12 protein-coding genes and 1 pseudogene are annotated in these 15,106 nt (G+C 38.7%); 5 read left to right on the top strand and 8 right to left on the bottom strand.

Annotated elements, in window-relative coordinates; translation table 11 throughout:
• Positions 1-7: 7 nt before the first annotated feature.
• Positions 8-640, top strand: coding sequence for an alpha/beta hydrolase (locus tag F968_RS05925; RefSeq protein ID WP_004791245.1), 633 nt, complete (start codon positions 8-10; stop codon positions 638-640).
• Between the two features lie 196 nt (positions 641-836).
• Positions 837-1,793, top strand: a pseudogene (locus F968_RS05920) (ribonuclease Z).
• Positions 1,794-1,900: 107 nt separating this feature from the next.
• Here the strand turns inward: F968_RS05920 and F968_RS05915 are convergent.
• The 4 genes from F968_RS05915 to pheA form a co-directional block, all read right to left on the bottom strand.
• Positions 1,901-3,361 (bottom strand): aminoacyl-histidine dipeptidase, encoded by a 1,461-nt coding sequence (locus F968_RS05915; protein WP_004791239.1) that lies wholly within the window; start codon positions 3,359-3,361, stop codon positions 1,901-1,903.
• A 170-nt stretch (positions 3,362-3,531) separates the two neighbouring features.
• The gene (locus F968_RS05910) at positions 3,532-3,915 is read right to left on the bottom strand and encodes a hypothetical protein (RefSeq protein ID WP_004791237.1); all 384 of its coding nucleotides are present in this window, start codon (positions 3,913-3,915) and stop codon (positions 3,532-3,534) included.
• A gap of 127 nt (positions 3,916-4,042) precedes the next feature.
• Positions 4,043-6,289, bottom strand: a complete 2,247-nt coding sequence (locus tag F968_RS05905) for a bifunctional prephenate dehydrogenase/3-phosphoshikimate 1-carboxyvinyltransferase (RefSeq protein WP_004791235.1) — start codon at positions 6,287-6,289, stop codon at positions 4,043-4,045.
• Positions 6,290-6,396: 107 nt separating this feature from the next.
• Positions 6,397-7,506, bottom strand: a complete 1,110-nt coding sequence (gene pheA, locus F968_RS05900; protein ID WP_003650703.1) for a prephenate dehydratase — start codon at positions 7,504-7,506, stop codon at positions 6,397-6,399.
• Positions 7,507-7,690: 184 nt separating this feature from the next.
• Between pheA and F968_RS05895 the strand changes: the two genes are divergently transcribed.
• Positions 7,691-8,635, top strand: a complete 945-nt coding sequence (locus F968_RS05895; protein ID WP_004791233.1) for an alpha/beta hydrolase — start codon at positions 7,691-7,693, stop codon at positions 8,633-8,635.
• Between the two features lie 108 nt (positions 8,636-8,743).
• Positions 8,744-9,370 (top strand): hypothetical protein, encoded by a 627-nt coding sequence (locus F968_RS05890; protein WP_004791231.1) that lies wholly within the window; start codon positions 8,744-8,746, stop codon positions 9,368-9,370.
• 51 nt (positions 9,371-9,421) lie between these two features.
• Here the strand turns inward: F968_RS05890 and F968_RS05885 are convergent, their stop codons facing one another.
• Together F968_RS05885 and F968_RS05880 are read right to left on the bottom strand one after the other, a co-directional pair.
• Positions 9,422-10,567, bottom strand: coding sequence for an acyl-CoA dehydrogenase family protein (locus F968_RS05885; protein WP_004791229.1), 1,146 nt, complete (start codon positions 10,565-10,567; stop codon positions 9,422-9,424).
• A gap of 162 nt (positions 10,568-10,729) precedes the next feature.
• On the bottom strand, positions 10,730-12,088 hold the full coding sequence (locus F968_RS05880) for a dicarboxylate/amino acid:cation symporter (RefSeq protein ID WP_004791227.1): 1,359 nt from the start codon (positions 12,086-12,088) through the stop codon (positions 10,730-10,732).
• A 504-nt stretch (positions 12,089-12,592) separates the two neighbouring features.
• On the opposite strand from F968_RS05880, the gene F968_RS05875 reads away from it, so the two are divergent.
• On the top strand, positions 12,593-13,609 hold the full coding sequence (locus F968_RS05875) for a glycosyl transferase family protein (RefSeq protein WP_004791225.1): 1,017 nt from the start codon (positions 12,593-12,595) through the stop codon (positions 13,607-13,609).
• A gap of 198 nt (positions 13,610-13,807) precedes the next feature.
• On the opposite strand, the gene F968_RS05870 is transcribed toward F968_RS05875, so the two are convergent.
• Positions 13,808-14,080 (bottom strand): YeaC family protein, encoded by a 273-nt coding sequence (locus tag F968_RS05870; protein WP_004791223.1) that lies wholly within the window; start codon positions 14,078-14,080, stop codon positions 13,808-13,810.
• The gene (locus F968_RS05865; RefSeq protein ID WP_004791221.1) at positions 14,077-14,985 is read right to left on the bottom strand and encodes an NAD(+) kinase; all 909 of its coding nucleotides are present in this window, start codon (positions 14,983-14,985) and stop codon (positions 14,077-14,079) included. The genes F968_RS05870 and F968_RS05865 overlap by 4 nt, the downstream gene beginning before the upstream one ends.
• Between the last annotated feature and the right edge of the window lie 121 nt (positions 14,986-15,106).

Here is a 15,106-nt window from a genome sequence, read left to right as displayed (position 1 = left end):
TTCTTATATGTCTGAGCAAACTTTCATCCAGGGTCCAGTAGGTAAAATTGAACTTTTCGTTGACCGCCCTGAAGGTGAAATCAAAGGCTTTGCGGTTGTTTGTCATCCGCACCCATTGCAAGGTGGAACCCCTCAACATAAAGTCCCTGCCCTTTTAACCCAAATCTTTAATGAATATGGTTGCATTGTTTACCGCCCGAGCTTTCGTGGTTTAGGCGGTAGTGAAGGCGTTCATGATGAAGGCCATGGTGAAACTGAAGATATCTTAGCTGTCATTGAACATGTTCGTAAGCTTCATGAAGACCTACCATTTTATGCAGGCGGTTTTAGCTTCGGCTCACATGTTTTAGCAAAATGCTTTGCACAGCTTAATCCTGAATTACGACCTATACAGTTAATTTTATGCGGCTTACCGACGGCTACAGTAGTAGGTTTACGCCACTATAAAACTCCTGAAATTCAAGGTGACATTCTACTCATTCATGGTGAGCAAGATGACATTACCTTACTTTCAGATGCGATTGCATGGGCAAAACCGCAGAAGCACCCAATTACGATTTTACCGGGCGCTAATCACTTCTTTACAGGCTATTTAAAACAGCTTCGTCAAATCATTACACGCTTTATTATCATGAAATAAACGTAGTTTGAGGGACATAGATTCGATCGATGTCCCTCATTTCTTGAACCCTGTAACTTCTAAAAATTATTCCAACTTAATCCAAAATGGGCCAAATATTTTTTACTCGGTCGCTATTATTTGTTCACTATAATTTCTATAAAATTTTATAAGTGTCTATAATCTCTCTAAACATTTGACTAAAAATTCCAAGAATATGCTTCATTTTACTTTTTTAGGTACCTCTTCAGGTGTACCCACTCTTACACGTAATGTTTCAGGATTAGCAGTTCGTAACAGCAAAAATAAGGACTGGATTTTAATTGATGCTGGCGAAGGGACACAGCATCGCATTCAACAAGCCAAACTTTCACTACAAAACCTAGTTGCCATTTGTATTACACATGTTCATGGCGACCATTGTTATGGTTTAGTTGGTTTATTGGCAAGTGCAGGCATGAATGCCTGTAGCAAACCCTTAATCGTGATTGCACCGAAAGAAATTCAGCAATGGTTTGAAGTCACTGCCCAACTTACAGATTTATATTTGCCCTATCCCATCAATTTCATTGATGTTAATGAGGTAATAGAGTCTCAGCAGATCTCTGATGATTTTATCGTTCAGGCCCATCCTCTTAGCCATCGTGTCCCAAGTTTTGCCTTTAGCATTTATATAAAATCTACATAGAAGAAGTTAGATATCCAAACTTTAACTCAGCTTGGTGTACCCAAAGGCGATATTTGGGGACATTTAAAACGAGGCTACGATGTTGAGTTTGAAGGACAAAGTTTAAAATCGAAAGACTTTATCAAAGTTCAGAATCAGCAAATCCATGCAATTATAGGTGGTGATAATGATCAACCTGAACTATTAGCAGAGGCTTGCAAAGATGCTCAATTACTCATTCATGAAGCAACTTACTTGCAAACGGTTTTAGATAAAGTCGGCAAAGGTCCAATGCATAGTTCAGCAAAAATGGTGGCTCAATTTGCAGAGCAGCAATCTCTGGGTAATTTAATTCTGACGCACTTTAGCCCTAGACATCAGGATAGAACTGGACAGCAAGCTATTGCTGAAGAAGTTCGCCAGTTTTATAAAGGTCATTTTTATTTAGCAAATGATTTTGATGAGTTTACTTTAAGCAAAACAGGACAGCTTTTAAAAATCGAGTAAAAGTTATATTAGGAATGAAATCGAATTTATCGAGTTAGGTAAAAATCATTTTCATGTAAAGGTCAAAGTTTAAGAAGCTCATGACTGAGCTTCTTATTTCTAAAAAATTACTCTACAGATGCCAAAGCCGTTACCAACAGCTTCCAGCATTTATCTACGGTATCTACTTTCACTCGCTCACCCGGCGCATGCGCCCCTTGAATATCTGGGCCAAACGATACCATCTGTAAATGTGGATAATGTTCGGCAATAATTCCACATTCCAAACCAGCATGAATCACTTTAAGATTGGGCTCAATATTAAATGCATTTTGATAGGCTTGTTGTAAGCACTTTAGAGCAGCCGAGTCAGGATTTGGTGTCCAACCTGAAACTAATGGTGTGAGTATAGAGGCGATATTAAATTGACTAAAATGTGCCTGAATTTTTTCTGCAAAATCTTGAGCTTCTTGATTCACCATTGAGCGAACCATTAAAACAGCTTTTCCGCCTTCTCTATTTAGTCTCACCACCCCAATATTATTTGAAGTCTCAACCACATCTGGGAGAGCTTGACTCATACTTGCAACGCCATAAGGACTTGTTGCTAAAGCTTGTAACCACTCGTTTTGCTGTTGTTGAGCAATTACTTCGGTCACTTCAGCACTATTAGGCTGAATAGTTAATTGCAGATTGTCATCAATACCTTGTAGCTGTTTTTTCCATGTCGTTTGATATTCAGCGAGTAATTTTTCTAATTCAGGTAATTGGTTAGGCGAAATTGCAATAGTTGCCAATGCTTCTCGAGGTAAAGCATTACGAGCTGTACCACCTGTAAATTCAACAAGGTGTCCACCCAGCTTTGCTAAATACTCATTTAAAAAGCGGGCCAGAATAACGTTGGCATTGCCACGTCCTAAATGAATATCTACACCAGAGTGACCACCTTTAAGGCCAGCAACCTGAATATTCACAACCATCAAGTTTTCAGGAATTGGTTCATAATTAAGTGGTTGCTCAACTTCAACATCAATACTGCCAGCACATCCGAGATATAGCTCGCCCCACTCTTCTGTATCAATATTAAATAGCCATTTCCCTTTTAGCACACCTGCCTGTAAAAGCCGTGCACCACTCATACCTGCTTCTTCATCAACAGTTAAAAGAACTTCAATTGGGCCATGAGCAATATCATTTGAGTCTAGAACTGCCAAAGCTAAAGCTACACCAATGCCATTATCAGCACCTAAAGTTGTATCTTTAGCAATTAACCAGCCATCTTCAAGAACTGGACGAATCGGGTCTTTAAAGAAGTCGTGTACTGTGCCAGTGTTGGCTTGTGTAACCATATCTAAATGGCCTTGCAGAATGACTCCAGACACATGTTCTTTACCCGCAGTCGCATTCTTACGGATAATTAAATTACCGACTTCATCTACGTAAGTTTCTAAATTCCGACTTTGTGCCCAGTTTTGTAAAAATTCACGAAGCTGCTGTTCATGCTTTGAAGGACGAGGAATAGTGCAAAGTGTTTGAAAATGCTGCCAAACCACTTGAGGAGATAACGCTGCAATATTAACTTGTGTCATGAAAACCACACTCTAATTATGTAAATATCTTAATAATTTCAATATACACAATGCATTAAAGATAGGTAGGAATTTCAGGAAAGATTTTGTATTTTTATCTTTAATCTAAAGAGATAGTACGACTTTTTAAAAGGTCGTACTTCACAAATAAATATTAACAAGCGTATTTTTTAGTTTTTCCACTCAAATGCTGAAAAGCTATGATCAGCTTTCAAACTATTTTCAACGGCCTGCGCAAGTTGACGAATAATGCTTTGTGTTTCAATCTTTTCAAACCAGTCTTGCTCTTCATCTGGATTGGCAGAGATTTCACACATCAAATGCCCATCGTGGTCTGTTTTCTGACAAGTAATCGACAAGGGTAAAAGGTGATTATCAATACTCACTTCTACCTTTTCATGCTCATGCACAATATGCTGTGCATCAAAGCCATAGTGCCCCAATTGTTTAAACAGTAAAGCCGCTACATATTCTTGAGTGATATGGCATTCATTTGGTGGATGATCAAGCACCCCATGTTGTGGGCAACTGGCAATAAATTGTAATTTTTTCATCCTTTGTCCTAACACTTTTATCATTATCTGCGCTTAGCATAAGCAATAAACAAACAGCAGCCAAGCCTTTAGCCCGCTGCTGCCGTTGCTATTGTGTTAGCAATTATAAAATGTGTTAAGTCAAAAGTTATTGGCTAACTTCGATTGTTAAGCCTGCACGATTCGCCAACTCAGTGAAAGTTGGGAAGCTTGTCGCCACAGTTTCAGTACCCTGAATGGTAATCGGACCAGAATTACGAAGGCCTGCCATACTAAAACTCATGGCAATACGGTGGTCATGATGTGATTCAATTTCACCACCAGCAAAGATTGGTGACCAATCACCTGACTTACCCTTACCTTCGATAATGATGCCATCATCAGTTGGCGTGCAGTCAATACCCATGATTTTTAAGCCATCTGCCATAACCTGAATACGGTCAGATTCTTTCACACGAAGTTCTGCCGCACCAGTTAGTACCGTTTGGCCTTCGGCACAAGCTGCTGCAATAAATAAAGCTGGGAATTCATCAATTGCCAAAGGCACTTGATCTTCGGGCATATGAATGCCTTTAAGCGTGCGTGAACCTTTAATATGAATATCAGCAATAGGTTCACCACCAGCAATACGTTCATTTTCAACAGTTAGGTCAGCACCCATCTGTTTTAAAATTTCAATTACGCCAGTACGTGTTGGGTTAATACCTACAGCTTCCAGAATAACATCAGAACCCTCAGTAATTGCAGCACCCACCATAAAGAAAGCAGCTGACGAAATATCTGATGGTACTTGAATGTCAGTACCTACTAATTTTCCGCCACCAACAAGAGAAATCTTGTTGCCTTCGGTTTTAACATCATAACCAAATGCACGAAGCATGCGCTCTGTATGATCACGAGTTGGCTCTGGTTCTGTAACAGAGATTTCACCTTCAGCCCATAGGCCCGCAAGTAAAATACCAGACTTCACTTGAGCAGATGCCATAGGTAAATCGTATTGAATGCCTTTTAATTGTTGACCACCAGTAATGCTGACAGGTGGTGTACCTTTCTCACCTGTAGTCTGAATTTGCGCACCCATTAAACGTAATGGCTTAGCAATACGTTCCATTGGACGTTTAGAAAGTGACGCATCACCCGTCATCACTGAATCAAACTTCTGTGCTGATAACATGCCTGAAAGCAAACGCATGCTTGTACCCGAGTTACCCATATACAATGCACTTGCTGGTGCTTTTAAACCATGCATGCCTACACCATGAATAGTCACTTCACCATTTTTAGGGCCTTCAATGCTTACGCCCATATCACGGAAAGCTTGCAAAGTTGCCAAAGCATCTTCACCTTCAAGGAAGCCAGTTACATGGGTAGTGCCTTCGGCAATAGCACCAAACATAATGGAGCGATGTGACACAGATTTGTCACCCGGTACGGTAAATTTACCTTTAAAGGCCTTATTTCCCGGTAAGATACTGAATTGCTGTGTCACCTTATTTTTCTCCATTAAAGGTTTTTTGGCTAACATATGATTGAAATGCTGACGTGCAGCTTGAGCATGGCCGAGTAAACCCATTAATGCATGAGAATCTTCGTTTTCAATCAATTTTCTAAGTACGGTAAGTTGTTTTTCGAAGCCATCTACAGCATTTAATATCGCTGTTTTATTGGCAAAGAAAATGTCATGCCACATTTGAGGATCACTAGCTGCAATCCTTGAAAAGTCACGGAAACCACCTGCTGCATAACGGAAAATATCAAGATTATCTTCACGATTTGCAAGTTGCTCGACCAGATTAAATGCCATTAAATGTGGTAGATGACTCGTATGCGCCAGCACTTCATCATGCTTGGCAACATCCATACAAATGACTTCAGCTTTAGCTGCTGACCAAAGTTGAATCAGTTTATCAACTGCCCATTTTGCGCTTGTTGGTAACGGCGTTAAAATTACTTTGTGATTTGCAAATAGATCAACCTTACCTGCATGAACACCCGTGTGTTCACTACCTGCAATAGGATGTCCCGGTACAAAACCTGCTGGTAAATCTTCACCAAATACAGCTTTTGCTGCATCAACGACATTACCTTTTGTACTCCCCACATCAGTTACAATTGTGGTTTCTGACAAATAAGGTTTAATTTGCTCAAGCACTTTTTGCGTAGCACGTACTGGCAAGGCTAAAACGACTAAATCTGCCCCTTTCACAGCTTCAACAGGATCAGAAAATCCTTCTTGTATTAAGCCAAGTGATTTTGCATCTTCTAAAGTTTTCTGTGAGCGTGTAGATGCAACAACTGTTGTGGCCAACTTTTCTGCAACAATAACACGAGCTAAACTCGACCCGATGAGTCCTAAACCAATAAATGCAACTTTTTTAAATAGGGGTTGTGACATAACTTCAACTTTGCTTTTGCTCAAGGTTATTTAAACCATTGAGCAATTTGTTTTTAAGCATAATGACATGCTTATCTTGATGCATGTCATTATTCCAACATAAGTGATTACAGAACAGCGGCAGGATAAGAACCTAAAATACGAATCTCTTTCACCATTGGGCGAATATCATTAATCGCAGCAGCAACATTCTCTTGTTCTATATGACCTTCTAAATCGATAAAGAATACGTATGCCCACTTTTCAGGTAATGCTGGACGAGTTTCAATACTTGTTAAGCTAATATTATGTTTTGCAAATGGTGCTAAAATTTCTAATAAAGCACCCGCACGATCATGTGCTGAAATCAATAACGATGTTTTGTCATTACCACTTTGTGGAATTTTTTCACGGCCAATCACTAAGAAACGTGTCGTATTTTCCGGATTATCTTCAATATTGCTATGTAAGATTTCAAGGTTATACATGCCTGCTGCAATATCAGATGCAATCGCTGCCGAATGCCATTCATTGCGAATACGGCGCGCAGCTTCTGCATTTGAGTTTAAAGCAACACGCTCAACACCTGGATAATGCGCATCTAACCACTGGCGACATTGGGCCAGAGTTTGCTGATGAGCATAAATCTGCTTAATACTGTCTTTACGTGTATTTTCAGAAACGAGGAATTGATGATGAATACGCAATTCAACTTCACCAATCACATTTAAATTCGATGTCTTAAAGCAATCTAAGGTATGGTTTACAACACCTTCAGATGAATTCTCGACTGGAACTACACCGTAATGTGCACTACCTGCTTCCACTTCACGGAAGACTTCATCAATCGTTGGAAGTGGGCGTACAACCGCATCCTTACCAAAATGCTTAAGCACAGCAGATTGAGTAAAAGTACCTTCTGGCCCTAAAAATGCAATACTTTGCGGTGCTTCTAAAGCGAGGCAAGCAGACATAATTTCACGGAACAATCGCGCCATGGTTACATCAGACAAAGGACCTTGGTTACGCTCCATCACTTTACGTAAAACCTGCGCTTCACGTTCAGGACGATAAAACAAAGGATTCTCTTCGGAAGCAAATTTAGCTTTCGCAACAGCTTCAGCAAGGCTTGCGCGTCGATTTAATAATTCTTGAATCTGTTGATCCACGCTATCAATATCTTCGCGAATTTGTTCTAAACTAAGAGAAGTCGTTTTGTTTTGATCATCGTTGATCATTAGAATGCAGCCTCAGTAAAATCATCTTTTAAACGAGAGTATAACAATAGTCTGCTTTGATTTGTTAGGCAATATAGCTGTAAGAGCTTTTTTCATTAACCTTTTTGCACACATTTCTTGAATTGCTTTATTTGATAATGATTTTCATTTATCATTTGTGTAATAAATTTTATTATTCCCCATTATGTATAAATCATTTTTCTTTTTACCTTGCTGTTTCCTTTTGAGCTCATTAATAAGTAGCTCTGTTTTGGCTCAAACTTCTACACAAAATCAATCAAAAATCGTTTTTCAAAATAATCAGGCACAGTTTCAAATTAAATCTAAAAATACAGGCCATGATTATCTTATTCAAATTTATAAACCACCCGTTGCCCCACCCCAACATGGTTATCCAGTACTTTATATATTAGATGGCAATGCAATATTTCCAAGTGCTGCCAATATTGCCCAGTCTATTGCTGCAGGTTCTGCAAAATTAGGCCTAGACCCGCTCATGATTGTCGCGGTTGGTTACCCGCAGCAAAAAACTTTTGATGTGCAAAAACGTGCTTATGATTACACACCAAAACCTTCTGCTGAATTTCAGGTACAAGGTAAATATAAATATGGTGGTGCTGACAAATTCATCAATTTCTTAAATGATGAACTCAAACCAGAAATTGCAAAACAGTTTCCAGTTAATAGTCAACAACAGAGTCTATATGGGCATTCTTTTGGCGGCTTATTGGTTCTTTATCATTTTTTTCAAAAGCCAGATGCATTCCAACGTTACTTTGCTGCAAGCCCTTCTCTTTGGTTTGACCAAGGCATGTTATTTCAAAAGTTAAATCATTGGCAAAGTCAAAAACAAAGCAATTCTCCGATGCTTTTGACCACAGTCGGTACACATGAGCAAGGCGGGCCTCGTACTCAACTTGATAATAAATTTAATGAAACAGATTTCTTTAAAGCTCTGGAAAATAAACATTCAGATCAATTTACTTATTGGCATTTTTATAACCCGGCTGAGCAACACATTACAAATTTGTATGCGAGTCTACCTAAAGCCCTTATGTTTGCTTCGTGCAAAGACCTAGAGAGCTGTAAATCTTTATTTGATCCGCCTTTGCAGCAGCCAGTCAAGTAAAAACATAATTACATTTAAAGATGATTATTTCGTTGTTCTTAAACATAGTCCTCTTAATGCATAGATTGGTTATACTGACCCAATATGTCATAACAACAGTAAAATAGAATGAATAAAATTATTGTTTTAGGCTTACTGGGTCTTACAAGTTTTAGTTTAACGGCTTGTGGTGGTTGCCCCTTAATCGCAGGATGCAATGGTACTGATAATTCTCCGTACTATATGACAACTGTCAGTAATCAAGTTCGTGGTATTCCAATCCCACCCCAAACCAAGCTCACCTATCAGTCCCAAAATTTCAGGCAGAAATTTGAGCAATCACATGCTTTAAAAGAGAAAAATTTATCAGGTATTACTTTACCAGAAAATACAGCAATCATTTGGGGCGGTATGCCAGTAGACATGTTTATACAGTTTTCTAATCCCGAAATGAAAGGCTTCTCGGTCTATCCAGCACGAGGATTTAAAGCAGAGTTATCAAATGATTTTTTACGTTTATGGAAAAGTTGTGAAAGTGATTTAAACATTAACTTAAAGAATCCAAATGACTGGTCATTTAATCCTGAAAATATGAAAATAACTGGTTGTGGTGTCGTCTTTCAAGAACGTAGTGAATACACCGAAGATTCATTTCATCAAGATGAAGCAGATGAGTTTTTAAGAAAGATGAATCATGCATTACAGCAATTACCGAAACAACAAGACTATCCTGTCATTCAACAGAAGACTAAATAGCTAAAAACAAAACAGCCTGTTCTAAGACAGGCTGTTTTTTTCTATGCTTAATTAGGCTTTGCCAATTAATCCACGCGCTACGATTTCTTTCATAATTTCATTTGTACCACCGTAAATACGTTGGATACGGGCATCTACAAAGAAACGTGAAATTGGATATTCAGTCATATACCCATAACCACCAAAAAGTTGGAGTAAGTTGTCTGCAACCTTCATTTGCATATCACTACTGAAACTTTTCAATGCTGCAGCTGTTTCTACATCTAGTTTGCCTTCTTGATATAAGGCAACGTTTCTTTCATAAAAAGCTGCTGTAGCAAGCTCATCAATTTTTGCTTGTGCTAAAACAAAACGAGTATTTTGGAACTGTGAAATGGGTTGACCAAATGCTTGGCGCTCTTTTACATACGCTGTTGCCAAATCAATTGCACCGCGAATTGCACCAATTGCAGTAGATGCAATTGCAGTACGTTCACGAGGTAACTCTTGCATTAAATAAGCAAAACCTTGCCCAGCTTGACCAAGTAACTGGTTTTTAGGTACTTTCACATTGTCAAAAAACAGCTCAGATGTGTCTTGAGAATGTAGGCCGATTTTGTCGAGGTTGGTACCTTTTTTAAAGCCTTCCAGATGTGTGTCTGCTAATAATAATGACACACCTTTCGCGCGTGCTTGAGGATCAGTTTTTACTGCAAGCACAACAAGATCCGCATGCTGCCCATTTGAAATAAATGTTTTTGAACCATTTAATAAATAGTGATCGTCTTGCAAAATGGCACTGGTACGCATTGATTGTAAATCCGAGCCTGCTCCTGGTTCAGTCATACCAATTGCACCAACAACTTCACCTGTTACCATTTTCGGTAACCAATATTGTTTTTGTTCTTCTGTCCCGATGTGTAAAATATACGGCGCAGCAATTTCAGAGTGACAAGAAATAGCTGTTGATAATGCACAAAAACCAGCACGCGCAGATTCTTCAACCAGCATCAATGAATAGTAGGTTGGAACCCCATAACCACCATATTCTTCTGGAACATCTACACATAAATAGCCATTTTCACCCAGTTGATTCCAAACTGAACGAGGCATGATTCCTTCGCGTTCCCATTGGTCATAGTGAGGCGCAATATGCTCACTCATAAAACGTTTAAAATTATCACGGAATAATTCTAAATCTGCATCGTATGCCAACATAATATTTTCCTTCAGCTTTATTGTTTTATCGAATCTCATTGCTGTGCATGCTAATCATTTTTTTAGCAACTGTCATGGCATAGCTGCTCATTAAAACTGTACTTTTCAGTCAGCCAATAAAAAAGGAAGCTTTAGCTTCCTTTTTATATAGGTTTCTTTGAATTAATCTAGACCTTCAGCGACTTGAGGACTTTTTGGTTCCATCATTTTTCTGTCGACTTCATCTGGATTATTTAAAGCATCATTGAGCTTATCTTTATCTAAAGCACCAACCCATTTAGCAACAACAATTGTCGCTAAAGAGTTACCAACAAGGTTAGTTAAAGCACGTGCTTCTGACATGAAACGGTCAATACCTAAAATCAATGCCAAACCTGCAACTGGAATATGTCCTACAGCAGACAAAGTTGCCGCCATAACAATAAAACCAGAGCCTGTTACACCCGCCGCACCCTTAGATGAGATTAAGAGTACTAATAACAAAGTGATCTGATGTTGAATATCAAGCTGAGTATTCGTTGCCTGAGCAATAAAGATTGCTGCCATAGTCAAATAAATTGACGTTCCATCTAAGTTAAATGAATAACCTGTTGGAATAACCAAACCGACTACAGACTTTTCACAACCTGCAATTTCGAGTTTACGCAACATGCGAGGTAAAACAGATTCAGAAGAAGATGTACCAAGTACAATTAATAACTCTTCACGAATCATGCGAATCATTTTGAGAATACTGAATCCACTAACACGGCTGATTGTACCCAAAATCAAGAAGATAAAGAGTAGACACGTAACATAGAAGCAGAGAATTAATTGCCCTAATTGTACAAGTGAACCAACGCCATATTTACCAATGGTGAATGCCATTGCACCGAATGCACCAATCGGAGCCAGTTTCATCACCATGTTCACAATGTTAAAGAACACATGTGCAACTTGATCAATAAATTTTAAAACTGGACGTCCTGCATCACCTAACTTATGTAAAGCAAAACCAAAGAGAATTGCAAAAAGAAGGACTTGTAAGATTTCACCATTTGCAAATGCGCCAACAACCGTATCTGGAATGATGTGCATTAAGAAATCAATGGTAGATTGTGACTCACCAGAACTGACGTATTTTTGAATGCCCGAGGTGTCTAGAGTTGTAGGGTCAATATTCATCCCTACACCTGGTTTAGCAATGTTAATTACAACAAGGCCAATCAGAAGTGCAATTGTTGAAACAACTTCAAAATATAATAACGCGACGCCGCCAGTTTTTCCGACTGACTTCATGCTTTCCATGCCAGCAATACCGCTGACCACGGTACAGAAAATAACTGGAGCGATGATCATCTTGATCAAACGAATAAAGGCATCACCTAATGGCTTGAGTTTCTCACCTAAACCTGGGATATGCTGTTCAACACCATTGACAATTTGCGTTGAGCTTGGGGAAAAATGCCCTACCAAAACACCCGCAATAATCGCAATAATCACCTGAAAATAAAGTGATTTATAAATCGGTTTTTTAGCCATAACTTTACTTCAATCTATATTTCCAAGTCCGTTGGAAATACCAAAATGAAACGTCTATTCTTTACGAATACACAGCCCTAACCTTTCACATGAACACCGCAAAAGGGAAACGGTTCTTTGTAAACAAAAAACCTTCCTACTACCTCAATGAAAACAAAAAAAGTTGTTTTCTAAAACAGGAGAATACCTGAAGTTTCTAACCACTTTGAGTAGTTAGAAATAACCTCTTACTTTTTCAATAAAAAGCTGAAGATATAGGAGAATCACAGAAAATTATGATATGAGTGCTCAAAAAAGCACGGGAAAGTGTACTCGAATTAAATAATGATTCGGTTAAATTTTTAGCTAATACGCGCAAAAAACACTCATGCAGCCTTAAGACTTTAGTATAAGAAACACTTTTGATATTTTTTCGACAGTTTTTTATGTCATATTGATTAAATACTTGTGGACATTTCATTCTGAGCTGCCTACATCCCATCATTTTTATTGTTTTGAACCACGATGAATACTAAACGTAATATCTATAAAGATGCTGAACACCCATTCGCTCAATATGTCCGTATTTTAGGTAAGGGAAAAAGTGGTTCACGCTCTTTAAGCTATGAAGAAGCTTATCAAGCATTTAGCATGATTTTAAAAGGTGAAGTGCTTGATGTTCAGTTAGGTGCTTTTTTAATGCTACTTCGTGTTAAAGAAGAATCCATTGATGAACTCGCGGGATTTGTTCAAGCCACTAGAGATCAACTCAATTTTCAATCTTTGGAAGTTGATTTAGACTGGTCATCTTATGCGGGTAAACGTAAACATTACCCATGGTTTTTGTTAACAGCTCTTACGCTTGCCCAACATGGCTATAAGATTGTTATGCATGGTGCATCAGGCCACACGCTTAACCGCGTCTATACCGAGCAAGTTTTAGAATATCTGGGTTATCAAATTTGTCACTCTGAACAAGAAGTTCGCGCGCATCTAACAGAGCAAAATTTTGCCTACTTACCACTAGAAGTGATTTCACCGGTTTTAAGTGAACTAATTTCTTTAAGAAATGTAATGGGCCTACGCTCGCCGATTCATACTTTAGCCCGCTTAATCAATCCTTTTAATGCTAAAGCCACCTTACAAGCGATATTCCATCCAGCTTATAGAACCTCTCATCAACATAGTGCACTGCGCTTAGGCTATCAAAATAGTGCTGTGATTAAGGGTGAAGGCGGTGAATTTGAGCGAAATCCAGACGCCAAAACTCTCATTTGTGGCATTAAAAATGGTGAACTTTATGAACACGAGTTACCAAAACTCACGCCTGAACGTAGTCCAACTGAAGAAGAGTTAGATTTAGCAACTTTTAAAGCAGTATGGTTAGGTCAACAGCACCATGAATATGGAGAAATGGCAGTAACAGAAACCATCGGAATCGCGCTATATACGATGGGCGTTGTTGCTAGTTTTGAAGAGGCAATGCAGAAAGCAAAAGTATTATGGGAAACAAGAAATTTAGGGCTAAAAGATAAAATTTAGTTCATACAGCCTTATACGCCATGTCTCTTCGATATGGTTACATAGAGGCAATACTTACTTTTCAAAGATGAAAAGTAACAAAAATCTTGCGTCGAGCAAACAGTACGTTCTTGTACTGTTGCTCAACAGGCGACATCCATGTCGCCCACGCGATAGCAAATGCTAATACGATTTATTTTTTTATTCTAAAATGCTGTTTTAAACAAAACGAATTGGTTTAAATTCTGGCTCATGTTTGTGATGATCATCTTCACAAACCTCACCCTCTTCTTTCGTACCGCGGTCAATATAACCACTACGCTGCTCTTCTGGTAAGTTCTTTAGCTCCCAAGCGATTACAGCTTGCATACAAGTTTCACGCTGCTCTTTTGTTAAAACAACGCCATTTGGCCATTTACCAATTTCTACTGCTGTTTTTAAACGCTCTACAATCTCAGGGTTTAAAATAGATAGCATTTGTTCAATATTCATGATTCATCTCTTTGGAAAGATTCAAAATCTTGGTTCCAACCAAGTTTGGTACGGCAGGCCATATAAAAATCATAACCTGGTGGATGCAATAAACTTAGTTTAAATGGATGTTTGCGGATGTGTAAACTATCTCCAACATTGAGCGATATGCTATGTTGACCATCTGCACTCACCATCGGTAACACCCGATTTTCGCGAATAACAATCTTAATTTCGCTTTGTCCACCGACTACGATAGGACGTGATGACAATGTGTGGGGATGCATTGGAACTAATGCAATCGCATCCATACTTGGATGTAAAATTGGTCCACCACCTGACAACGCATAAGCCGTTGATCCAGTTGGAGTCGAAACAATTAAACCGTCACTATGCTGGCGATAAACATACTGGCCATCAATGTTGAGTTCAAAGTCAATCATGTGGACCGACTTACCCGAATGCAAAACGACATCATTTAAAGCAATGGCATCATAAATGACTTCGCCATTTGTTCGCACTTCCATTTCAAGTAAGAAACGGCGATCAAGTTGAAAATGCCCTTGAAGCACTTGGTCAAGTTTAAAAATCGCTTCTGACGGTTTGATATCGGTTAGAAAACCTAATCTCCCACGGTTGATACCAATAACAGGTGTATTGTAACGAACCAAAGCTCTTGCCGCATGGAGTAAAGAACCATCTCCGCCTACTACAATAACTAAATCAGCAACTTCACCTAATAAATGACGGCTTACTACCTGTGCATGATCATAAGGCACTAATTCAGCAGTTTCCTGATCAAAAATGGGGTTTAAACCTAGGTTCAATAAATGATCATGAATTAAACATAGTGTTTCTACAACTGATGATTTATCTGGTCGACCGATTAACCCGACGTTTCTGAAGGATTTATGTGAAATTTGCACGAATGAGTAAGCTCCGCTGCGATACTTGCCTATAATAACATTAACCTGATTAATTTAAAAAAACATAACTACAAGATGCTGTAAAATTCAATCTAAGTTTTCCAATTATTCACAGTTTTAT

Origin of the sequence: Acinetobacter sp. NIPH 817 (assembly GCF_000368405.1) — a bacterium.
Classification (GTDB): Bacteria; Pseudomonadota; Gammaproteobacteria; order Pseudomonadales; family Moraxellaceae; genus Acinetobacter.
This window is presented reverse-complemented; position numbering and strand designations above follow the sequence as displayed.